Here is a 21,712-nt window from a genome sequence, read left to right as displayed (position 1 = left end):
CTGATTTTATATTTTCACTTGATTACTTCTAATTTAAAATAATATGTTAAGAATACGTGATAACCTGTTGAATATAATTGGAAAAACATTGTTTCCTGAATATATCTATAACCCCAATTTGTCATTCGTCCTAAAAGATGGTTTGTATTTAAGCTTGAATCATATTAAGAGCCTGTTAGGTCTGTTATTACTTTTGGTTTTGGAAAGCTGTGCGAATAGTACAAAAACAGAGATATATCAAAAAGAACGTGATGTTATTACCAATGTACATTCATTAGTCACAGAGATCCAGACGGATCCTGTTTTAATAGGTTCTATTGCCAGACCTTGTGTTTTGGGGAACTATGTAATCATTGCTGATTTTAATTCTTCTGATAGGTTGATACACCTATTTAGAAAAGATAATTTTAAGTATTTGGTTAGTACGGCGTATGCGGGTCAGGGACCTGGTGAAATTACAAGAATTGGACATATTGGTACGGATGAGAATAGGCATAAATTCTATGTATCCGATCATGGGAAGCAGAAAATATTTAGTTATGACATAGATAGTGTCTTATCATTTCCCAATTATATGCCAACGGTTAAGATTGAAATGAATACGGTTCAGTTTCCTAGTAAGTATCAATATGTAAATGATACATTATCTTTTGCTTTGGCGATAGAACCCACAAGTACATCTACATTTAAACAATATATTGCAAAATGGAATATGCAATCCGGGCAGTTTGCGCGCATGAAATACCAGCATCCCGATATAACAAAAAAAAGGATAAGTTTCGCTGTCTCTATTGAAAATGATATATATGTTGAATGCTATACATTTAATGACTTGATGTCTATTTGTAACCTAAACGGAGATTTGATTTGCAATATTTATGGGCCTTCATGGGACAGTAAAGAGTCAAATAGAGTTCATCATTACGGAGATGTAATATTTTGCAAAGATAAGATACTAGCTTCGTATTCTGGTGGCGCTAATTTTTCTGATGAATACAATCCTACAAAGATATTGGTTTTTGATTTACATGGTGACTATTTGAAAACGTTAGATGTTGGTTATAAAATAGTAGACTTCTGTTATGATGATGATAATAATAGAATTATAATGAATTTAAACGATGAAATTCAATTTGCTTATTTAAGCTTAGAAGGATTAATTTAATTATAATGAAATAGCTAACTTTGTCCAGACATTGAGTTAAGCATAAAAGTTTAACACTACAAATAAAAAGCCCTAAACATAAAAAATAGGAGGAAAACAACGCAGCTTTCCTCCTATTTATGTTATAATTTATCTCCTTCTTACTTCAAAGGTACTTGTTCCAAAGTGGCTACCAAGAACTCATAGAACTTGGGAACAGAAGGAATATAAGCTCTTTCGTCAGGTGAATGAGGTGAGCGCAATGTAGGACCAAAAGAAATCATGTCGAGCCCCGGCACGTTAGCCCCAATAATGCCACACTCAAGTCCGGCATGAATCACTTTTACCGCCGGCTCTACACCAAACTGCTGTTGATAAGAGGCTTTCATCGCATGAAGAATAGGGGAGTCAACATCGGGTTGCCAACCGGAATAACCACCGGAAAGCACCACCTTCATTCCTGCGATGGAGAAACATGACTCCAAGCTGGTAACGAGATACTCTTTCATGCTGTCACTAGAGCTACGGGCAAGTATCTTCACTTCGGCTTTCCCGTCTTTAATGCTAATAATAGCCAGGTTGGAAGAAGTTTCCACCGTATCGGGTACGGAAGGAATCATACGCATCACGCCGTTTTGACAAGCAAAGATAGCTCCAATAAGGTTGTCTTGAATTTCCTCGGGTACTTCTCCTTGTGGTAGTTCAACACGCTCGGCGGTGAAGCTTATTGGGGTTTCGATAACTGAATATTCTTCGTTAAAGAGGTCTTCACAGTATTTGACCAGTTCCAGAAGTTCTTCTTCGTTTTCGGCTGGGATAGTAACTACTGCATGGGCTTCGCGAGGAATGGCGTTGCGCATATTTCCGCCTTCCCAGCTGGCCAAACGGGCTTCGTAGCTGGCAACGGCTTCACGGAGGAAGCGTACCAGTAATTTATTGGCATTGGCACGGCCTTCATTGATTTCCAAACCGGAATGACCGCCTCTGAGACCTTTTAAAGTCACTTTAACGGCTACATCTCCTTCTTCGGGAGTTACTTCTTTGTACTCCAGACTGGCGGTAACATCCATACCTCCGGCGCAACCGATGTATAATTCGCCTTCGTCTTCGGAATCAAGATTCAGCAGAATGGTACCCTGCAAGGTGCCGGCTTTCAAACCGAATGCACCGTACATGCCGGTTTCTTCGTCTTTGGTGATAAGTGCTTCCAGCGGACCGTGTTTCAGGGTGTTGTCTTCCAAAATGGCAAGTATGGCTGCTACTCCCAAACCGTTGTCGGCTCCCAATGTGGTGCCGCGAGCGCGTAGCCAGTCGCCGTCAACATAGGTTTCAATGGGGTCTTTCTCAAAATCATGAACGGTGTCGTTATTCTTCTGAGGCACCATGTCCATGTGGGCTTGAAGAATGACTCCTTTTCTGTTCTCCATTCCGGTTGTAGCCGGTTTGCGAATAATAACATTGCCTACCTCGTCAGTAAATGATTCCAAACCTAACTTCTTACCGAAGTTGAGCAAGAAATCTGTTACGGGCTGCATGTAACCCGAAGGACGGGGTATTTGAGTCAATGAATAGAAATGCTTCCACACGTTTTGTGGCGCTAATGACTGAATTGTTTTCATACGTTTTGCTTTTTATTTGTAAACGGCAAAGCCGCCATACCATATACTCCTAACAAAACTACTAAAAAAGTTTGAATACCATGTACTAACAAGGCAAATATTCCCGCATTTGTGGCATCGACTCCGTAAAGCATCATCATGGAAATAACGGCGAAATGCCACGGTCCGGCTCCGTTGGGGGTGGGAACAATAACGGCAAAGCTACCGCCCACAAACATAACCAGTCCTGCCAGAATACCTAAATCGGTGGTAAAGTCAAAGCAGTAAAAGGCTACATAGAATTGCATGAAGTAGCAAAACCAAATCAAAAAGGTATAAAGAATGAATAATGGGATGTTTTTTACATGTCGCAAAGACAGAATGCCTTCCCATACATTGAGAACGATACCTTTTACTTTCTCAAAAAAAGAAAGGGTGCGTACTAGATAGTATAACAAAACGGCAATTCCTATGAGACAAAAAAGTATGATATACAAATGCACGGAGGTGAAAAGTTCTCCGATGGAATCCATATTGGTACCTGTTTCTTCAAAAAAACGTTTGAAAACAGGGAGCTGGAGCATGAAGGTTACAGCGGTAATCAAAATAACACATAAAGAGTCAATGAGCCGCTCCGTAACAACAGTACCCAACGATTTGGAAAAGGATACTCCGTCATATTTAGACAGTACACCGCAACGTGACACTTCGCCTACTCTTGGCAAAACCAAATTGGCTGCGTAAGAAATAAAGATGGCATTAACGCAGTTGCTTGTCTTGGGATAGGCTCCCAATGGTGCTAAGGTTTGTTTCCAGCGCCAGCCACGAAAAACATGACTGAATACGCCGAATATAAGAGAGACGAGCATCCACCACCAGTTCATTTCAAAAATTAGTACATTACCTGCTCTGGCAAAATCAAAATCACGGTATACCCAGAAGAGTATGAACCCTCCCAAAAGAAGCGGTAAAATCAGCTTCAGGCTCTTTTTTATCAGTTTATTCATTCTTAGCTTTCAATTCTTCATTTAAAAGAATTACCTTTGTCGGCTGCAAAGATAGTACTTATCTGCAAACCCGGTATGAATAAACATTAAAATGTGAAGGAATGAGATTAGTCAAACCCAAAAAGTTCTTAGGACAACATTTTTTGAAAGATTTAAAAGTAGCGCAAGACATTGCCGACACAGTTGATTCACAACCGGAACTTCCTGTTCTTGAAGTAGGACCGGGGATGGGAGTGTTGACTCAGTTCCTGGTAAAGAAAGAACGAACTGTAAAGGTTGTGGAGGTTGATTATGAATCGGTAGCATACTTGCGCGAAGCATTCCCCAGTTTGGAGGATCACATCATTGAAGATGATTTTCTGAAAATGAACCTCAACAGAACTTTTGATGGGAATCCGTTTGTCCTGACGGGCAATTATCCTTATAATATATCCAGCCAGATTTTCTTTAAAATGCTAGATAACAAGGAGTTGATTCCTTGTTGTACCGGTATGATTCAAAAAGAGGTGGCCGAACGAATTGCTGCCGGACCGGGAAGTAAGACTTATGGTATATTAAGCGTTCTGATACAGGCTTGGTACGAGGTGGAGTATCTGTTCACCGTGAGCGAACATGTCTTTAATCCGCCTCCCAAAGTAAAAAGTGCTGTTATCAGAATGACCAGAAACCAAACCCACGATTTGGGATGCAATGAAAAACTTTTCAAACAAGTGGTTAAAACGACTTTCAACCAACGACGCAAAACGTTACGTAACTCCATAAAACCCATTCTAGGGAAGGAAAGCTCGATTTTGCAAGATGAAATATTCAACAAACGTCCTGAACAACTTTCCGTACAACAGTTTGTTGAATTAACCAATATGGTTGAAAAAGAGTTGGTTTTAATGAATAGCCAACAACATTAAGCAAAGAAAACTTGTTTATCAAAAGTAGTAATTCAAGCAAGCGTGAACGAGGAATACATTGATAAAGTAAAATCTCTTATTGAACAGAAAGAGGCTGATCAGGTAAGGGAATCGTTACTCGGTCTTCATCCGGCCGACATTGCCGAGTTATGCAACGAACTGAGCATTGACGATGCGCGTTTCATTTATCGGTTGCTCGATAACGAAACGGCTGCCGATGTATTAATTGAAATGGATGAGGAGGCTCGTAAGGAGTTTCTTGAAATTCTGCCTTCTGAAACCATTGCCAAAAGGTTTGTTGATTACATGGATACGGATGATGCTGTCGACATCATGCGTGATCTGGATGAAGATAAACAGGAAGAAATTCTGTCGCACATTGAAGATATTGAGCAGGCGGGTGATATTGTCGATCTGCTTAAATATGACGAGGATACGGCTGGTGGATTGATGGGTACCGAAATGGTTACCGTTAACGAAAACTGGAGTATGCCAGAATGTCTCAAAGAGATGAGGCAACAGGCTGAAGACTTGGATGAAATATATTATGTGTATGTCATTGATGACGATGAACGTCTCAGGGGGGTGTTTCCACTGAAGAAGATGATAACATCGCCTTCTGTTTCCAAAGTGAAACACGTTATGAAAAAAGACCCCATCTCTGTAAGGGTTGACACGGCGATAGACGATGTGGTTCAGACGATTGAAAAGTATGACTTGGTGGCTGTTCCTGTTGTCGATAGCATAGGGCGATTGGTGGGACAAATCACTGTTGACGACGTTATGGACGAGGCACGTGAACAGTCTGAACGTGATTATCAGTTGGCTTCCGGACTTTCTCAGGATGTGGAAACGGACGATAATGTGTTGCGGCAAACAACCGCGCGACTTCCGTGGCTACTCATCGGCATGTTGGGTGGTATTGGGAATTCCATGATACTTGGAAACTTTGGTACTACCTTTGCTGCTCACCCGGAAATGGCATTATACATTCCTCTAATTGGAGGTACGGGGGGAAATGTGGGAACTCAATCGTCAGCGTTGGTTGTACAAGGATTGGCCAACAGTTCGCTCGACACCAAAGATACATTTAAACAAATATTAAAAGAAACTGTAGTTGCTTCTATCAATGCTACCATCATTTCATTGTTGGTTTATTTGTATAACTTCATTCGCTTCGGAGCAACTGCCACGGTGACCTATTCGGTTTCTATCAGTTTGTTTGCAGTGGTTATGTTTGCATCGATCTTCGGAACGTTTGTGCCCATGACGTTGGAGAAACTCAAAATAGATCCGGCTATTGCAACCGGGCCTTTCATCTCCATAACCAATGACATCATTGGCATGATGTTGTACATGGGAATCACTGTTCTTTTATCATAAAATCGGGCTGCAACAAAAAAATATCTCAAAAAAGTATGAAGTGATTGTTTTATTTCATTAATTTGTGTCGTAATGTAACCATAGGGTAAAATCCTGTTCCTAAATGAAATATACAATGATGGACTCTCATGACACTAATCTGCCTTTAAATCAAGGCGATCCCGAGGAAATAAAAGATGTAACCGAGGTATCTGATAAAACTGCTGAAGATGCAACGACTGATACTACATTGGAAAAGCAAAGTGAACCGGTTGAGAAACCAACCAAAGAAAGCGTGCTGAAACGTCTGAATGATTTAGCAACAGATCCTGAAAATGCAAGTAAAATTGAGCTTGACACGCTCAAACAATCATTCTATAAATTACATAATATAGAGTTGGAAGCACTCAAAAAAGAGTTTGTTGATAATGGTGGCAAGGAAGAAGACTTTGTACCACAAAACGATGAGCTTGAAAATGAGTTCAAGAATGTCATGTCTGTTATCAAAGAAAAAAGGAACTCTTTACTCGCCGAGGTAGAAAAACAAAAAGAGCATAATCTGACGCTTAAGCTTGGTATATTAGACAAGCTGAAAGAGTTGACCGAATCGCCTGATAATGCTAACAAATCATATAACGATTTCAAGAAACTTCAGCAGGAATGGAACGAAATAAAACAGGTTCCGCAAGCTAAAGCCAATGAAATATGGAAAATGCATCAACTGTATGTTGAAAAGTTTTATGATATTCTGAAGCTAAACAATGAGTTTCGTGATTATGATTTTAAAAAGAATCTGGAAATAAAAACTCGTTTGTGCGAAGCTGCTGAAAGGCTAACAGAAGAATCGGATGTTGTTTCAGCGTTCCATCAGCTGCAAAAATTACATCAGGAATTCAGGGATACAGGACCTGTTTCGAGAGAACTTCGTGATGAGATATGGGCTCGGTTCAAAGCTGCATCTACCGTAGTTAATAGAAATCATCAGCAACACTTTGAGGAATTAAAGGAGGTTGAACAACACAACCTTGACCAGAAAACAGTGATTTGCGAAATTGTTGAGGCCATTGAATATAACGAGCTGACAACGTTTGCCGGATGGGAGAACAAAACGCAGGAGGTTATTGCACTTCAGAATAAATGGAAAACCATTGGTTTTGCTCCTCAAAAGATGAACGTCAAAATATTTGAGAGATTCAGAAAATCTTGTGATGACTTCTTTAAAAAGAAGAGCGAGTTTTACAAGCAACTGAAAGATAATATGGTGCAAAATCTTGAAAAGAAAAAGGTTTTATGCGAAAAAGCCGAAGCTTTAAAAGATAGCACCGATTGGAAAGAAACGGCCGACGCTTTAGCTAAATTGCAAAAAGAGTGGAAAGCTATAGGACCCGTATCCAAAAAACATTCTGATATGATTTGGAATCGTTTCATTTCTGCATGTGATTATTTCTTTGAGCAGAAGATGAAAGCCACTTCTTCTCAACGCTCGGAGGAAGTTGAAAACTTGGAGAAGAAAAGAGCAATTATCAATCAATTGGCTGAATTAAAGGGCACTGAGAATGCTGAAGACGCGGAAGCGAAATTGCGAGATTTTATGCAGGAATGGAACTCCATAGGACATGTTCCTTTCAAGGAGAAAGATAAAATATACAAGCAATATCATACTGCTGTAGATGGTATCTTTGACAACCTGAATACAAATGCGTCTAATAAGAAACTGAATAACTTCAAATTTGCTATCAACTCAATGCAAGGAGGTAATCAGTCTTTGTATAGAGAAAGAGAGAAACTTTCTCGTCAATACGAAAACATGAAAAATGAACTATTGACGTATGAAAACAACTTGGGCTTTTTAAGCTCATCTTCTCAGAAGGGAAATAGCTTACTCACCGAAATTAACCGTAAAGTTGATAAGTTGAAAACGGATTTAGAAGTGGTATTACAGAAAATTAAAATGATTGACGAGTCACTTCAACATGAAGAATAAAATATAAAAAAGAAAGGATGACAGGCATTAGGCTAGTCATCCTTTTTTTATGGAATTACAATCTTTACTCTTGTTTATATCAAATAAAAAAGCAAAGAACGTTAAAAGACGTCTTTGCTTTTTTTAGTTGGGCTACCAGGATTCGAACCTGGAACGTCAGGACCAGAATCTGAAGTGTTACCATTACACCATAGCCCAATCATTTCGGGTGCAAAGATAGAAAATATTTGTATATTCAAAGCGATTTAGCTCTTTTTTATTCTTTTTGATAAGAAAAAAAACAGGTTATAGCCCTCATTATCCCTAAAAAAACACAAAAAAAAGAGGAGAAATAGCAGCCTATCTTCATTCATATTATAATTCGGTGTATATTTGTAAAATATATCGAGATTTCGATGCAAAACAAAGATTGTATATTTCTTGTTATAGTTACAAAATAGAAACAAAATATTAAATTCATTGATAAATGAACGAAACCAAATTATTATTAGAAAAAATTAAAGAGGGAATTCAAGAAAAAAAAGGTAAGAATATTGTTATTGCTGATTTAACGGGAATCAGAGATACTATATGCAACTATTTTGTTATTTGCCAGGGAAACTCCCCTAGTCAGGTTGGTGCAATTGTTGACTCGGTCAAAGAGTTTGCCCGTAAAGGTGCGAATGTTAAGCCTTCTGCTGTAGACGGATTGAATAACGCAGAGTGGGTAGCGATGGATTACGCTGATGTGTTGGTTCATGTTTTCTTACCGGAAGCCAGAAATTTCTACAACTTGGAGCACTTGTGGGCTGACGCTCAACTTATTAACATCCCAGATATTGACTAATTAACAATATGGAGAACAAAAAGAAACCTAATAAAGTAAATATGCCCCGCTTTAACATGAGCTGGATGTATATGATTATTGCATTGATGCTTTTGGGACTATACTTTACCAATGAAAGCGGCTCAGTCAACAAAGAAACTTCGTATGATCAGTTTCAGCAATACGTGAAAAGCGGCTATGTCAGTAAGGTAATTGGCTATGATGACAATTCCGTAGAAGCTTATATCAAGCCTTATTTTGTGAAAGATGTATTCAAACAGGATTCCAATCGCGTTGGTAAGAACCCCATGATTACAACGGAAGCTCCATCCAGAGAAAGCTTGGGCGAGTTTCTGCAAAAAGAAAGGGATGAAGCGCATTTCGACGGTTCCGTTAGTTACGAGAAGAAAAAAGATTACTTCAGCGTTATTCTTTGGAACGTACTCCCTATCGTATTCCTGATAGGTTTGTGGATGTTCTTTATGAGAAGAATGAGTGGCGGCGGCGGATCTGCCGGTAATGTGTTTAGCGTTGGAAAATCAAAAGCACAACTTTTTGAAAAAGGCGGATCTATTAAGGTGACGTTTAAAGATGTGGCCGGTCTTGCTGAAGCCAAACAAGAAGTAGAGGAAATTGTGGAGTTTCTGAGAGAACCGCAAAAATATACTGATTTAGGAGGAAAAATACCTAAGGGCGCATTGTTGGTAGGCCCTCCGGGTACGGGTAAAACGTTATTGGCTAAAGCTGTTGCAGGGGAAGCTGACGTTCCTTTTTTCTCGTTGGCAGGATCAGATTTCGTTGAAATGTTCGTTGGCGTAGGTGCTTCACGAGTTAGAGATCTTTTCAAACAGGCCAAGGAAAAAGCTCCTTGTATTGTGTTTATTGACGAAATTGATGCTGTAGGTAGAGCCAGAGGTAAAAACCCAAGCATGGGAGGCAATGACGAAAGAGAAAATACACTCAATCAGCTTCTCACCGAAATGGATGGTTTCGGCTCCAATAGCGGCGTTATCATTTTAGCAGCGACTAACCGGGTGGATGTACTTGACAAGGCGTTGTTAAGAGCCGGACGTTTTGATCGTCAGATTCATGTTGACTTGCCTGACTTAAATGAAAGAAAAGAGGTTTTTGGGGTACACTTGCGCCCTATTAAAATAGACGAATCTGTTGATGTTGATTTATTAGCGCGTCAAACTCCGGGTTTTTCGGGCGCTGATATAGCGAATGTATGTAACGAAGCGGCTCTTATCGCGGCACGTCATGGCAAGAAATTTGTCAATAAGCAAGATTTTCTGGATGCTGTTGATAGAATTATCGGCGGATTAGAGAAGAAAACAAAAATTACGACCGAGCAAGAGCGTAGAACAATTGCGCTGCATGAAGCCGGACACGCTAGTTTGTCTTGGCTGTTGGAACATGCCAACCCTCTGATTAAAGTAACCATTGTACCCAGAGGACGCGCATTAGGTGCAGCATGGTATCTGCCCGAAGAAAGACAAATCACTACTAAGGAACAAATGCTCGACGAAATGTGTGCTACATTGGGTGGAAGGGCTGCTGAAGATTTGTTTGTGGGTAAAATTTCAACCGGTGCAATGAATGATTTGGAACGGGTTACCAAACAAGCGTATGGCATGACTGCGTACTTGGGCATGAGCGAAAAGTTGCCCAACTTGTGCTATTATAATAATGATGAATATTCGTTCAACAGACCTTATAGTGAGCGCACGGCAGAAGTGATTGATGACGAGGTGAAAACAATGGTAAACGAACAGTACAACAGAGCCAAACAAATTCTATCTGAATACAGTTCGCAACATAATCAGTTAGCAGATTTGCTTATTGAAAAAGAAGTTATATTTGCAGAAGACGTAGAACGGATATTCGGTAAACGTCCATGGGCTTCACGTTCTGAAGAAATCATGGCTGCCGAATCTAAAAAGAAGACTGATTCAAATGATGTTCCTGAAGTTCAATCGTCCGAGTCTGAGGTTTCAGATCAACCATTGGAAGCAGAAGTTGCGGGTAATTAATTTTTTAGACATTGAAAAGTAATTTTATCAAAAGAGCAATAACAGGAGTATTCTTTGTTATTATATTATTGGGTTGTATTTTATACAGCCCAATATCATTCGGTATTCTTTTTTCGATCATCAGCATGATGACAATCAAGGAATTTGCCACTCTCTTTAATCAATCGGGAACCGACATACACATAAACAAACACATTTGTATGCTTGGGGGAATGTATCTATTCCTGTCCATTATGATTTATTGCATGGACATGGCAGATGCCAAAGTTTTCATTCCTTATTTAGTTCTGTTGATATATCTAATGATCAGTGAACTTTATTTGCAGAGAAAAAGTCCTTTAAATAATTGGGCTTACGCCATGTTTAGTCAGCTATACATCGGTTTGCCTTTTGCCATGCTTAATGTTCTGGCGTTTCAGACTAACTCCTTAACAAATAGTGCAGAATACAATCCGATATTGCCTCTGTCTATTTTTATATTTATCTGGCTAAATGACACGGGAGCCTATTGTGTTGGAAGCTTATTTGGTAAACATCGCTTGTTTGAACGGATTTCTCCTAAGAAATCATGGGAAGGATCTTTGGGTGGCGGAACAATCGCAATAGGATCTTCCATTGCAATGGCATCGTACTTTACTTTTTTGAATACCGTTGAGTGGATAGGACTTTCGCTTGTCGTTGTTGTATTTGCAACCTGGGGAGATTTAACAGAGTCTTTGTTAAAGAGACAGCTGGGAGTTAAAGATTCCGGCCAAATTTTGCCCGGTCACGGAGGCATGCTCGATCGGTTTGATAGTGCACTGATAGCCATCCCTGCTGCGGTAGTCTATCTTTATCTGATAGAGTTGGTTTAAAATCTCCTACCTGCCAAAGAAAAAAGGAGTCAGGCTTGTCGCCTGACTCCTTTTTCTTTGCTCAGCAAATGTCGGGGTGAGAAGATTCGAACTTCCGACCACACGCCCCCCAGACGCGTACTCTAACCGGGCTGAGCTACACCCCGAATTCGGAGCACAAAGTTACAACTTCATTTTTAAAGTCCAAACTTTGGGCGCTCTTTTTTTTAGCTTTGGGCGTTTTTCAGGTTCTCATCAAGAGCCCATGCACTCTCTGTAGAAGTCGAGCATCTCGAAGATTTCGTCCTTAGTGGCTGATTGATTGATACTTACGTCGCCTACCTCTTTCAACAAGGTGAAATTAATGATGCCCGAAGAATTTTTCTTATCGTGCAGCATGTATTCGTATAACCGGTCGTAGGTTTTACAATCAATAAAGAACGTTCCGTAGTTTTCTTTAATGAACTGAATGGTTTGACGCATCTTATCAGTAGGGAACCCGGCTTTGACGTTCGACAGGTAGAGCTCGCACACCACTCCCCAAGCCACGGCATAGCCGTGTAGCACATGGCGGTTTTCTGCCAATGCCAGACTCTCAAAGGCGTGACCTACCGTATGCCCCAGGTTAAGGGCCTTGCGGATGCCGTGCTCAAACGGATCTTGCTGCACAATGTCTTCCTTCACTTGCACAGACCGGCCTACCAGCTGTTTCAGTTCGCTGTAGTCAATGTGCTCAGTGTTGAAGGTAAGCAGCTCGCTCCAATGGGCAGGGGTACTTATTAATCCGTGTTTCAGCATTTCAGCATAACCCGACAGGAAGTTGTAGCGGTCAAGGCTGCGCAGGAATTCGGTTTCAATCAGTACGCTGGAAGCAGGAAAGAAGGAACCTATTTCATTCTTCAATCCGTTGAAGTTAATTCCGGTCTTCCCTCCTACCGAGGCATCGACCATGGCCAGCAAGGTAGTGGGAATATTTATATAGGCTATGCCTCGCTTGAATGTAGCTGCCGCGAAGCCGCCCAGATCGGTCACCATGCCTCCGCCTACATTGATCAGCAGGGAATGGCGACTGGCTCCTTTTTCACTCAGTGCCTGCCACACGCTGGCAAGGGTATCGAGGGTTTTATGGGTGTCTTCGGCACCAATAACTATTTCAACAGCATTTTTTAGCGGACTTAGTTCACGAAGTGCGGGCATGCACAAGGAGGTGGTATGCTCGTCGGTTAACACAAAGAGCTTGTCGTGCGGACACTTTTCAATGGCTTGCTCCAGACTGTGTTCCAGACTTTCGCACAGAATGACATCTTGTTTACTCATATTGCAAAAGGGTTTCTTTACGATGCAAAGATAGGACTTCCGCACACAACTGAAAGCGCAGAACTTAAAAAAGTGAAATCAAAGGGCACTTAACGGGTGGTTTCACCATGTGTTTAGGCAAAATTGGTATCTTTGTACGAAACTATATAATGTGATTTGTATTATGAAAGCCATGTTGCCTTTATTTTGTCGTCCGTTGGGCTACGTAATTTTACTTGTGTCGTTGTTTTTACCCTTTATGATGGTGATGCAGGGCGCTATTACGGATAGTAATTTGTTGTTTTACAAAGAATGCATCAAACTGCTGATGATGGTGGGTGCATTGATGATTTTAATGGCGCTGACCAAAAATGAATCGGAAGAGACAGAAGCCATACGGATAAAAGCTATGCGCAACGCTGTTTTTATCACCATAGCGGTTATCTTCGGAACCATGTTGTATCGTGTTTCTAAAGGCGATTTGGTTACGGTCGATACGTCTTCTTTTCTTTCGTTTTTAATTATTCATGTGATTTGTTTGGAGTTTGGTCTTAAAAAAGCGGCTGTTGATCGATTTTTCAAAAGATAAGTTGCATTTTGATTAAACCTTTTGGGCTGTAGCTTGTCAAAAAGGCATTGTTATCACTCAATGCAACACTAATGAAAAAAATTCTGATTGGGATAACCATGCTTTTTGTTGGCTTGTTATCCGTCTATGCGCAAAACAAAAACATTACAGTATCGGGAATTGTCGTAGAGGCCGAAACAAAGGAACCGATCTTGCAGGCTACTGTAAGATTGCTCTCTTTACCCGACAGTACGTACGTTGCTGGTGCGGCTACGCTGACAAAGGGTACTTTTACGCTTCCTAAGGTGAGCGCGGGCAAATATGTATTGTCCGTTTCTTACATCGGGTTCAAAACCCGAAACGTTCCCGTACAGTTATCTTCAACCAACACAAGCAAAAACGTGGGTACGGTGGCGTTGAAAGCCGATGCTATATTATTAAAAGAGGCTGTAGTCACAGCCGAAGCTCCTCAGGTAACAGTAGCGGAAGACACCTTGGTTTATAATTCGTCTGCTTACAGGGTGCCGCAAGGGGCCATGTTGGAGGAGTTGGTTAAGAAGTTGCCCGGCGCACAGATAGCCGACGATGGTTCTATCACCATCAACGGCAAGACAATTAAAAAGATCATGGTGAACGGCAAGGAGTTCTTTTCGCAGGACACGAAAGTGGCCATGAAGAATCTGCCGGTTGAAATGATTGAGAAGGTGAAATCGTATGATAAGAAGTCCGACTTGGCACGTATCACTGGTATTGAAGATGGTGAGGAGGAAACGGTTCTCGACTTGTCGGTCAAAAAAGGCATGAATCAGGGTTGGTTCGGTAACATGGACTTGGGCTATGGTAGCGAAGAAAGGTACATCGGCAAGGCTATGTTGAACCGTTTTGCCGACGGTGACCAGTTTAGCGTCGTGGCCAATGCCAACAACATCAACGACCAGGGATTTCCCGGAGGCGGTGGCTTCCGTATGGGCGGAGGATCAAACAACGGGGTGAATGCACTCAAGACTACCGGTCTTAACTTTGCGACAGAATCGAGCAAACTAGAACTTGGTGGCGATGTGACTTATAGTTATTCGGACAAAGACATTCAGACAAAGAGTTTGTCGGAGACCTTCTTACAAAACACTTCTTCTTTTTCCAAAAGCCTGAGGTCACAAATGAATAAATCGGAAACGGTCAACGCTGATTTTCGTTTGGAATGGAAGCCGGATAGCATGACGAATATCATTTTCCGTCCGTCGATGTCGTACTCTTCCGGCGACAACTTTTCGAACTCTCTTTCTCTCACTTCCGACGCCGATAATCTGGCTCAGTATATGCTGTCTGATCATTTATTTCAGGATGACTTAGACGATGTGAATCTGGTTAACTACAACATGCGCAAAACATCAAATCTAAGCAAAGGATTCTCTACCGATGGCAATTTGCAGATTAACCGCAAGCTGAATAGCAAAGGGAGAAATATTACCTTAAGGCTTACTTACGGATACAACGATGACGACTCCGACCAGTATGCTGAATCGAAAGTACGCTATTTTAAAAAAGATTCCACTTCACTCACCAATCAGTATATTGAAAATGTAGGTAGCGGCTACAATTACCGGATACAGACAACGTATAGTGAGCCGGTCTTCACAAACCGTTTTTTGCAGTTCAGCTATAGCTATCAGCATAGGTACCAGAAGACGGATAAGGATACGTATGACTACATGAATCCGGATGATTACATGAATAATAGGCTGGACTCACTAAGTAAGTTTTATGAAAATAAGTACAATACGCACGAGTTCAACGTGTCGTTAAGAACGATCAGGGAGAAGTATCAATACAACATTGGGTTCAGCGTTCAACCGCAGCAATCGACAACCAGTTATGAGCAAGGAACCATCAAAGTAGATACCACACGCAACGTGGTGAATTTCTCTCCTACTTTTGACTATCGTTACCGTTTCAACAAACAGAGTATGTTACGAATCAATTACCGGGGACGTACTTCGCAACCCAGTATGACTGATTTGTTACCTATAACCGACACGTCGGATCCGTTGAATATCAGCAAGGGTAATCCTTCACTGAAGCCTTCGTACACCAATAGTTTCATGTTGTTTTATAATACTTTCTTGCCTGAGAAGCAACAGAGTATGATGGCTCGACTGACATTCTCGAATACCATAAACAGTGTAAGCAACACGGTGACTTATGATGAAGAAACAGGCGCACGCATTACGCAGCCTAAAAATATTAACGGTAACTGGTCGGCCAGCGGAGGTTTTGTTTTTAACACGCCGCTGAAGAACAAAAAGTTCACCGTCTCTACTTTCTCAGACGGATCGTATAATAATATGGTTGGATTTACAAGTTTGTCGGGACAAACTGATTCGCAGAAGAACACAACACGTAGCCTGAACTTATCGGAAAGACTCAATGGTACATTCCGAAACGATTGGTTTGAGTTTGGTTTGAATGGAGGTATCCGTTACAATGTGTCCAAGAGTACATTGCAGCCTCAAAGTGACAAGGAAACGTTTGATTATTCATTTGGCGCCAGCAGCAATGTAACACTGCCGTGGGATGTGACTGTGTCTACAGATGCGTCCTATAGCATGAAACGAGGATACAGTGAGGGACTCGACAGAAACGAACTGATTTGGAATGCACAAATTGCCAAAAACTTCCTCAAAAAGAAACAGGCTACCATCAGTTTGCAGATTTATGACATCCTGAAAGAGCAGAGCAATTTATCAAGAAGCATCTCTGCCAGCATGAGACAGGATACTGAATACAATGCTATAAACAGTTATTTTATGGTGCATTTTGTGTACCGACTGAATGCGTTTGGCAAAGGAAACTCCAGAGGAGGATTTGACGGGCCTCGCCCGGGCGGACGCGGCGGTCGTGGTGGCTTCGGAGGAGGTCGTCCGTTTTAAAAACGAACAAACCAGTTAATTCAATAGATAAATGCCTACGGGCGTTTATTAAGTTCCAACACGGGCAAACTGTGTTGGAACTTTTTTTATCATGACTGCTTATTGTTTTATTCGTATTGTTTTTTGTATATTTGTTTGAAGAACATAAATCATACGTATTCCATCATGGCCGACTTGAATTTATTTGCCGGAGAAATAGCCGGAGTGATCTTTAAACTGATCTACTTCGGAGCAATTATCGGAACCATCACTGTGGTGATTCTGGATAATAGAAATCCTGTGAAAACAATGGCCTGGATACTGATTCTGATGTTCTTGCCTCTTGTGGGACTTGTCTTTTATTTCTTCTTTGGCAGAAGCACTCGCCGAGAACGCATCATCAGTAAAAAGACTTATAACCGTTTAATGAAGAAGCCTATTGCCGAATACCTGGCGCAAGAGAATTCTTCATATCCGCAAACGTATGCCCGACTCATTGAACTTTTCAAAGAGACAAATCAGGCGCTTCCCTTTGAAGGCAATCGAATGGAGATATTTACCGAAGGCTATGCTAAGTTGCAGGCATTGATACAGCAGCTCTATCGGGCTAAGCACCACATACACATGGAATATTACATCATTGAAGATGATGCGGTAGGCCGCTTAATTCGCGATGTGCTCATTGATAAAGCACGCGAGGGAGTTGAGGTGAGAGTGGTATATGATGATGTGGGGTGCTGGCATGTGCCGGGGAGCTTTTTCGAAGAGATGAAGAATGCAGGCATTGAGGTTCGGGCCTTTCTTAAAGTTCGTTTCCCTCTGTTTACAAGCAAAGTAAACTATAGGAATCACAGAAAGATAGTGGTGATTGACGGCCGAATAGGTTTTGTGGGTGGAATGAATCTTGCTGAACGGTATCTGAGGGGATTTGCTTGGGGAGAATGGCGTGATACACACATCATGATAGAAGGTAAGGCCGTGCATGGTTTGCAAACAGCTTTTCTGCTCGACTGGTATTTTGTAGACAGTACCTTAATCACTTCTTCACGTTATTTCCCACGTATCGAGTCTTGTGGAGACTCCATGGCACAGATTGTAACCAGTGACCCCATCGGTCCCTGGAAAGAAATTATGCAAGGGCTTGTGATGGCTATATCGCAAGCTCAGAAATACTTTTATATACAGACTCCGTATTTTTTGCCTACAGAACCCATTTTGGCTGCCTTGCAAACAGCGGCATTGTCGGGCGTGGATGTACGTTTAATGTTACCTGCTCAAGCCGATAACCGAATTACGCATCTGGGGTCATTCTCTTATTTGAAAGATGTGATGAGCGCGGGAGTCAAGGTTTATTTTTACAGAAGAGGGTTCCTACATTCCAAATTAATGGTTGCCGATGATTATCTTGCAACGGTAGGATCTACCAATGTCGATTTTCGTAGTTTTGAGCACAACTTTGAAGTGAATGCTTTTGTGTACGACACACAAACGGCATTGGCCATGAAGGAGGTTTTCCTCAATGACCAGCGCAAATGCAGTCAGGTGTTTCTGAAAAACTGGATCAAACGTCCGCTAAAACAGCGGGCTGCCGAATCAGTCGTCCGACTTCTCGCTCCGTTGCTCTGAAGAGAAAAAGGAAAAATTCACGCTTCCGTAAACTCTCTTTTCAATGAAATGTGGATGGTCTTCAAAATGGCTGGTCTTTCCATGCTCTAAAACAAACAGGCCGTCTTCCTTTAACAGGTTATTCTGAAAGATAAGATCCGGCAAGGTTTCCAATTCACGTAAGTCATAAGGAGGATCGGCAAAGATAAAGTCGAACTGTTCTTTGCTTTTGCTCACAAACTTAAATACGTCTCCCCGAATGGGTATGCATCTGTCCGTTTTGACTTCCTGCATCACCTTACAAATAAAGCTATAATGTGCACTTTCTTTTTCGATCGAGATGACTTTGTCACATCCTCTAGATACAAGCTCCAAACTGATACTTCCGGTACCTGCAAAAAGATCGAGTGCGGTTACACCATCCTCGAAATCAATATAATTACTTAATACGTTAAACAGGTTTTCTTTTGCAAAATCGGTTGTAGGTCTTGCTTTGAATGTACGTGGAACGTCAAATCTTCTTCTTTTGTAAATGCCGCTTATAACTCGCATGATATGAGTGTTTGAATGTCTGTGAATGTACTTTGGGGAATAATAAAGACATGGGTTAAGAAACGTCTGAGCTCAAGCGCAAAACGTTCTTTATCTCTGATAGTTCCGGTCAGATGGAGTTCGTCTCTTTCATGACTGAAATTAAGCTGTTGCCAAATGTGCAACAAATAATAAATAAGGTCTTCGGACTGCTTGTAATCGAAAGAATTAGCAAGCAAGAGCTGTCCTCGTTCAAAGCAATAGATATCCACACTCTGCTGACGAACGGTTGCATACATCTTTTTGCTGTTACCCAACTTACTCTTGGCAGAAAAATATTCTGTCATCGGAGAGGTCTGCGAATAGAATTTACCCTCGGGGAACTGCTCTGTCAGAAACAGGTGTGCGCTTTTATCCATACCGAAGATGATTACAATATTGTTTTTCTTCAGTACGTTATAAAGAACCACTTCGTTTTCTTTGGGAGTGTGGTTGTGATAGAAAAAGGCTTCAGCCTGTTCGTCTTCAAAAAGTTCGAGCGGAACGGTCGTGAATCTTTTACTTGTTATAATTAGGTTAACCCGTTTATAGGCATGCTTCAGCAATTCCGACTCCTGAAAGACTCTTTTCAAATTGGCTGTTAGTGAAAGCGATGTTTCAATAGACCATTCTGATAAGAAAGATTCTCCTTCCTGAAGCGGATTATATACAGAAAAAGAAAATCCATCCGTACTAAGACGGATGGATAGTGTGTACTGTTCTGTATTAGTGAAATCTATATTTTCAATTGCACCTTCGGGCATGATAATACGATTATTTATTCCCAGTTTCCTGCGTTGTTATTTGGCGTTTCAAGTGAACCGACCATTAAACCCGGATATTTATTCAACTTAATTTGAAGGTCTTTCATGTTAGCAACTTCTTGCTGGTCAAGACCATTCAAATACACATCATACGGAGTTTTAACTTCTAACAAGTAGATAGGAGCTCCAGATTTTGTGGTACTGTTCTTTGTGGCCATTTCAAACTGAGCGCCATTACCGAAAGGTACATATCTCAATGAATCAGCATCGAAACCTTTTGGGAAGATGGTATCCATGATAGCAACCCACATGGTGTCACGTTTGAAGTTTTCCAGACCGGCAGCCTTAGCTTCTGCCCAGTTTCCGGTTTTTCTGGCTTTGTTAACAATAGCCATAGCCTTTCTTTCGCTTAACCCTTCTTCCAATTGCTTGTCATTCAAAACTCCTTCTTTCATGATGAAAGGAATTTTCTGTGTTTTAACAAACTCAATCAAAGTATCAAAGCTGGCAGTATACTTGCCTTCATTGCGCATACGATACTCCTGTTGTGCTTTACGGATATCCATAAGGCGCGCAATAACCTTTTTTTCTCTAAACTTTTGTTCTTGCTCAAATTCAATAGGACCCATGATGCTGGCATAGCAAATATATACTAATGCGCAAACGCAAAGGCCTAATAAGATATTAATTACAGCTTTCATGATAAATATGTTTTTTTTAGTTTATATTCGTAGCGCAAAAATAAAATAAATAAATCTAATTAGCCATAGTTAAGGAGACTTTTTTCTTATAACGAAATGATAAATAACTATTTAGAAAGACAAATTAAGGAAAATTTCCCTTATGAACTGACTTTTGAGCAGAATAAAACAGTTGAATTATTATCCGTTTTTTTATTATCGGGTAAAAAGGACACCGTTTTTGTGCTCAGAGGGTTTGCCGGTACAGGTAAAACATCACTGATAGGAGCTTTGGTAAAAGCGATGATTGCCTTGCAGCAAAAAGTAGTTTTGCTGGCTCCTACCGGGAGAGCCGCAAAGGTATTTTCAGGGTATGCCGGACATCCGGCCTATACCATACATAAAAAAATATATCGTCAGCAATCTTTCTCAAATGAAGTATCGAACTTTGTCGTCAACGATAATTTGAATACACAAACGTTGTTTATTGTCGATGAGTCTTCTATGATAGCCAATGAAGGGCTTTCGGGCTCTATGTTTGGCACGGGGCGTTTGCTCGATGACTTGATTCAATTTGTTTATTCAGGCGTGCAATGCAGCTTATTGTTAATGGGAGACACCGCGCAGTTGCCTCCAATAGGTGAGAATGAGGCTCCTGCCCTTATTTCTGACGTACTGAAAGGGTATGGTCTGGAGGTTAATGAGGCTGATTTGACTCAAGTGGTCAGACAGGAGATGAACTCGGGAATCTTATTTAATGCTACCCGACTCCGTCAGTATATTACCGACGAAGGTCCTTTGTCTTTACCTAAAATCAGAGTAACGGGCTTTGCAGACATACAGGCTGTTCCCGGGGATGAGCTGATTGACAAGATAACCGCATGTTATAGCAACGACGGTATGGGTGAAACTATCGTTATTTGCCGTTCGAACAAGAGGGCTAACATTTATAATAAAGGAATTAGGAATACCATATTATATAGAGAGGATGAACTCAACTCCGGCGATTATTTAATGGTAGCCCGCAATAATTATTTCTGGACGGAGAAGTATAAAGAAATGGACTTTATAGCAAATGGGGAAATTGTTTGTGTTCGAAGGGTTCGACGAACGCGTGAACTATATGGTTTCCGCTTTGCCGATGTGGTTCTGTCTTTACCCGACCGCGATGATTTTGAAATGGAAGCCAGTGTCTTGCTTGACACACTACATGCCGACGCACCTGCTTTACCAAAGGCCGACAATGATAGATTGTTCTATGCAGTTTTGGAAGATTATGCGGAGATTAGCATGAAGCGTGAGAGGATGAAGAAAATGAAACAGGATCCTCATTACAATGCTTTGCAAGTGAAATATGCGTATGCGGTTACTTGTCATAAAGCACAAGGTGGGCAATGGAAAAATGTGTTCCTAGATCAGGGCTATGTGAATGAGGAGCAATTAACGCCCGAATATTTCAAATGGCTTTATACGGCTTTCACACGAGCTACTCATACGTTGTATCTGGTAAATTACCCAAAGGAACAGACTGAATAGAGATAGCAATAAAAGACTTATAAGCCAATTATAAATAAGAATAGGGGACAAAATCATAAATGATGAATTTGTCCCCTATGTTACACAAGCCTAAATAACTTCGGCTATTCAAATAC

17 protein-coding genes and 2 tRNA genes are annotated in these 21,712 nt (G+C 41.0%); 11 read left to right on the top strand and 8 right to left on the bottom strand.

All coding sequences use genetic code 11. The annotated features are described in order from the left end of the window. Positions 1-43: 43 nt before the first annotated feature. Positions 44-1,165 carry a 6-bladed beta-propeller gene (locus ACKPCE_RS01870; protein ID WP_319503987.1) on the top strand — a complete coding sequence of 374 codons (1,122 nt, stop codon included), beginning with the start codon at positions 44-46 and terminating at the stop codon, positions 1,163-1,165. A gap of 140 nt (positions 1,166-1,305) precedes the next feature. Here the strand turns inward: ACKPCE_RS01870 and ACKPCE_RS01865 are convergent, their stop codons facing one another. Both ACKPCE_RS01865 and ACKPCE_RS01860 read right to left on the bottom strand, forming a co-directional pair. Further along, entirely contained in the window at positions 1,306-2,763 is a 1,458-nt protein-coding gene (locus tag ACKPCE_RS01865) for an aminoacyl-histidine dipeptidase (protein ID WP_319503986.1), read from the bottom strand. Further along, on the bottom strand, positions 2,760-3,749 hold the full coding sequence (locus tag ACKPCE_RS01860; RefSeq protein WP_319503985.1) for a lysylphosphatidylglycerol synthase transmembrane domain-containing protein: 990 nt from the start codon (positions 3,747-3,749) through the stop codon (positions 2,760-2,762). Before ACKPCE_RS01860 ends, ACKPCE_RS01865 begins: the two co-directional genes overlap by 4 nt. A gap of 101 nt (positions 3,750-3,850) precedes the next feature. Between ACKPCE_RS01860 and rsmA the strand changes: the two genes are divergently transcribed. The 3 genes from rsmA (at position 3,851) to ACKPCE_RS01845 (ending at position 8,000) form a co-directional block, all read left to right on the top strand. After that, positions 3,851-4,654: a 16S rRNA (adenine(1518)-N(6)/adenine(1519)-N(6))-dimethyltransferase RsmA gene (gene rsmA, locus ACKPCE_RS01855; RefSeq protein ID WP_319503984.1), complete on the top strand. Its 804-nt coding sequence runs from the start codon at positions 3,851-3,853 to the stop codon at positions 4,652-4,654. A 42-nt stretch (positions 4,655-4,696) separates the two neighbouring features. After that, complete coding sequence (mgtE, locus tag ACKPCE_RS01850; RefSeq protein WP_319503983.1) at positions 4,697-6,037, top strand: magnesium transporter; 1,341 nt, start codon at positions 4,697-4,699, stop codon at positions 6,035-6,037. Positions 6,038-6,152: 115 nt separating this feature from the next. Beyond that, positions 6,153-8,000, top strand: a complete 1,848-nt coding sequence (locus tag ACKPCE_RS01845) for a DUF349 domain-containing protein (protein ID WP_319505902.1) — start codon at positions 6,153-6,155, stop codon at positions 7,998-8,000. 127 nt (positions 8,001-8,127) lie between these two features. Here the strand turns inward: ACKPCE_RS01845 and ACKPCE_RS01840 are convergent. Then, positions 8,128-8,198: transfer RNA gene (locus ACKPCE_RS01840), tRNA-Gln, on the bottom strand. Positions 8,199-8,466: 268 nt separating this feature from the next. Here ACKPCE_RS01840 and rsfS point away from each other — a divergent pair. The 3 genes from rsfS to ACKPCE_RS01825 are packed head-to-tail and all read left to right on the top strand — an operon-like array spanning position 8,467 to position 11,692. Next, the gene (rsfS, locus tag ACKPCE_RS01835; RefSeq protein ID WP_024995885.1) at positions 8,467-8,826 is read left to right on the top strand and encodes a ribosome silencing factor; all 360 of its coding nucleotides are present in this window, start codon (positions 8,467-8,469) and stop codon (positions 8,824-8,826) included. An 8-nt stretch (positions 8,827-8,834) separates the two neighbouring features. After that, complete coding sequence (gene ftsH / locus ACKPCE_RS01830) at positions 8,835-10,838, top strand: ATP-dependent zinc metalloprotease FtsH (RefSeq protein WP_448787970.1); 2,004 nt, start codon at positions 8,835-8,837, stop codon at positions 10,836-10,838. An 11-nt stretch (positions 10,839-10,849) separates the two neighbouring features. Beyond that, complete coding sequence (locus ACKPCE_RS01825) at positions 10,850-11,692, top strand: phosphatidate cytidylyltransferase (RefSeq protein ID WP_319503982.1); 843 nt, start codon at positions 10,850-10,852, stop codon at positions 11,690-11,692. A gap of 71 nt (positions 11,693-11,763) precedes the next feature. On the opposite strand, the gene ACKPCE_RS01820 is transcribed toward ACKPCE_RS01825, so the two are convergent. Then, positions 11,764-11,838, bottom strand: a tRNA-Pro gene (locus ACKPCE_RS01820). A gap of 88 nt (positions 11,839-11,926) precedes the next feature. Next, complete coding sequence (aroB, locus tag ACKPCE_RS01815; protein ID WP_024995238.1) at positions 11,927-12,988, bottom strand: 3-dehydroquinate synthase; 1,062 nt, start codon at positions 12,986-12,988, stop codon at positions 11,927-11,929. Between the two features lie 163 nt (positions 12,989-13,151). On the opposite strand from aroB, the gene ACKPCE_RS01810 reads away from it, so the two are divergent. The 3 genes from ACKPCE_RS01810 to cls all read left to right on the top strand — a co-directional run bounded on the left by ACKPCE_RS01810 (position 13,152) and on the right by cls (position 18,067). Then, the gene (locus ACKPCE_RS01810) at positions 13,152-13,556 is read left to right on the top strand and encodes a hypothetical protein (RefSeq protein ID WP_024995239.1); all 405 of its coding nucleotides are present in this window, start codon (positions 13,152-13,154) and stop codon (positions 13,554-13,556) included. Positions 13,557-13,627: 71 nt separating this feature from the next. Continuing rightward, a complete protein-coding gene (locus tag ACKPCE_RS01805) occupies positions 13,628-16,462 on the top strand; it encodes a TonB-dependent receptor (RefSeq protein WP_319503981.1) in 2,835 nt (944 codons plus the stop codon). A 165-nt stretch (positions 16,463-16,627) separates the two neighbouring features. Then, entirely contained in the window at positions 16,628-18,067 is a 1,440-nt protein-coding gene (gene cls, locus ACKPCE_RS01800) for a cardiolipin synthase (RefSeq protein WP_319505900.1), read from the top strand. On the opposite strand, the gene rsmD is transcribed toward cls, so the two are convergent. From rsmD to ACKPCE_RS01785, 3 genes are read right to left on the bottom strand one after another with little or no spacing between them, the layout of a single operon-like run. Next, a complete protein-coding gene (rsmD, locus tag ACKPCE_RS01795; RefSeq protein ID WP_319503980.1) occupies positions 18,035-18,598 on the bottom strand; it encodes a 16S rRNA (guanine(966)-N(2))-methyltransferase RsmD in 564 nt (187 codons plus the stop codon). The genes cls and rsmD overlap by 33 nt on opposite strands. Next, positions 18,586-19,380, bottom strand: coding sequence for a DUF3822 family protein (locus tag ACKPCE_RS01790; protein ID WP_319503979.1), 795 nt, complete (start codon positions 19,378-19,380; stop codon positions 18,586-18,588). Before ACKPCE_RS01790 ends, rsmD begins: the two co-directional genes overlap by 13 nt. A 14-nt stretch (positions 19,381-19,394) precedes the next feature. After that, positions 19,395-20,081, bottom strand: a complete 687-nt coding sequence (locus ACKPCE_RS01785) for a hypothetical protein (protein WP_319503978.1) — start codon at positions 20,079-20,081, stop codon at positions 19,395-19,397. A 96-nt stretch (positions 20,082-20,177) separates the two neighbouring features. Here ACKPCE_RS01785 and ACKPCE_RS01780 point away from each other — a divergent pair, with 96 nt between their 5' ends. Then, complete coding sequence (locus ACKPCE_RS01780; RefSeq protein WP_319503977.1) at positions 20,178-21,596, top strand: ATP-dependent DNA helicase; 1,419 nt, start codon at positions 20,178-20,180, stop codon at positions 21,594-21,596. The last annotated feature ends 116 nt before the right edge of the window (positions 21,597-21,712 follow it).

Origin of the sequence: Bacteroides graminisolvens, assembly GCF_963666085.1 — a bacterium.
In the GTDB taxonomy this organism is placed as follows: Bacteria; Bacteroidota; Bacteroidia; order Bacteroidales; family Bacteroidaceae; genus Bacteroides; species Bacteroides graminisolvens.
The sequence above is the reverse complement of the archived record's forward strand: the minus strand, read 5'-3'. Positions and strand labels throughout refer to the sequence as shown.

Excerpts from the sequence above, each read along its gene's own strand:
- ACKPCE_RS01805 (WP_319503981.1), top strand. The coding sequence starts at position 13,628 with ATGAAAAAAATTCTGATTGGGATAACCATGCTTTTTGTTGGCTTGTTA.
- ftsH (WP_448787970.1), top strand. The coding sequence starts at position 8,835 with ATGGAGAACAAAAAGAAACCTAATAAAGTAAATATGCCCCGCTTTAAC.
- aroB (WP_024995238.1), bottom strand. The coding sequence starts at position 12,988 with ATGAGTAAACAAGATGTCATTCTGTGCGAAAGTCTGGAACACAGTCTG.
- ACKPCE_RS01860 (WP_319503985.1), bottom strand. The coding sequence starts at position 3,749 with ATGAATAAACTGATAAAAAAGAGCCTGAAGCTGATTTTACCGCTTCTT.
- rsmA (WP_319503984.1), top strand. The coding sequence starts at position 3,851 with ATGAGATTAGTCAAACCCAAAAAGTTCTTAGGACAACATTTTTTGAAA.
- ACKPCE_RS01845 (WP_319505902.1), top strand. The coding sequence starts at position 6,153 with ATGATGGACTCTCATGACACTAATCTGCCTTTAAATCAAGGCGATCCC.
- cls (WP_319505900.1), top strand. The coding sequence starts at position 16,628 with ATGGCCGACTTGAATTTATTTGCCGGAGAAATAGCCGGAGTGATCTTT.
- ACKPCE_RS01810 (WP_024995239.1), top strand. The coding sequence starts at position 13,152 with ATGAAAGCCATGTTGCCTTTATTTTGTCGTCCGTTGGGCTACGTAATT.
- ACKPCE_RS01790 (WP_319503979.1), bottom strand. The coding sequence starts at position 19,380 with ATGCCCGAAGGTGCAATTGAAAATATAGATTTCACTAATACAGAACAG.
- rsfS (WP_024995885.1), top strand. The coding sequence starts at position 8,467 with ATGAACGAAACCAAATTATTATTAGAAAAAATTAAAGAGGGAATTCAA.
- ACKPCE_RS01870 (WP_319503987.1), top strand. The coding sequence starts at position 44 with ATGTTAAGAATACGTGATAACCTGTTGAATATAATTGGAAAAACATTG.
- rsmD (WP_319503980.1), bottom strand. The coding sequence starts at position 18,598 with ATGCGAGTTATAAGCGGCATTTACAAAAGAAGAAGATTTGACGTTCCA.
- ACKPCE_RS01865 (WP_319503986.1), bottom strand. The coding sequence starts at position 2,763 with ATGAAAACAATTCAGTCATTAGCGCCACAAAACGTGTGGAAGCATTTC.
- ACKPCE_RS01780 (WP_319503977.1), top strand. The coding sequence starts at position 20,178 with ATGATAAATAACTATTTAGAAAGACAAATTAAGGAAAATTTCCCTTAT.
- ACKPCE_RS01785 (WP_319503978.1), bottom strand. The coding sequence starts at position 20,081 with ATGAAAGCTGTAATTAATATCTTATTAGGCCTTTGCGTTTGCGCATTA.